Source organism: Mesorhizobium sp. M2E.F.Ca.ET.209.01.1.1, from assembly GCF_004010375.2.
Taxonomy (GTDB): domain Bacteria; phylum Pseudomonadota; class Alphaproteobacteria; order Rhizobiales; family Rhizobiaceae; genus Mesorhizobium.
The window spans coordinates 1-416 of the sequence record NZ_SADP02000249.1; the positions used below are offsets into that span (position 1 = coordinate 1).

Here is a 416-nt window from a genome sequence, read left to right on the forward strand (position 1 = left end):
GAACCCGCAGATGACCGCCACCGAGGCGCTGATCCGCCAGGAGGAGAAGGGCGCGCTGCTCGGGCCTTCGGGCTCGATCATCCAGGCCGGCTTTGCCGCCAATCTCGACCGCGAGCTGTCGATCCTCGAGGACAAGGGCCTCTACGACCAGGACAGCCGCTTCCGCCCGCCGGAAAGTCTCGCCGGCAAGGCGGTGCGGCCGACCTTCACCGGCCCGCTCGACGTGCTGCGCCGCTCGGCCGAGGCGCGCGACACCATCCAAGTGGTGACCACCGCCATGCAGATGGCGCAGTTCGATCCCGGCATCATGGACAATATCGACGGCGACGAGGCGATCCGCGTCGTGCAGAGCGCCGGCCGCAGCCCGCAGCGCATTTTCCGGCGCAAGGACGAGGTGGAAGGGATGCGCGGCGCCC

General features: G+C 69.7%; 1 protein-coding gene. It reads left to right on the forward strand.

The genetic code is table 11. The features are described from left to right. Nucleotides 1–416, forward strand: a 416-nt coding sequence (locus tag EN852_RS35510; protein ID WP_246694502.1) for a portal protein, incomplete at both ends; no start/stop codon positions are given.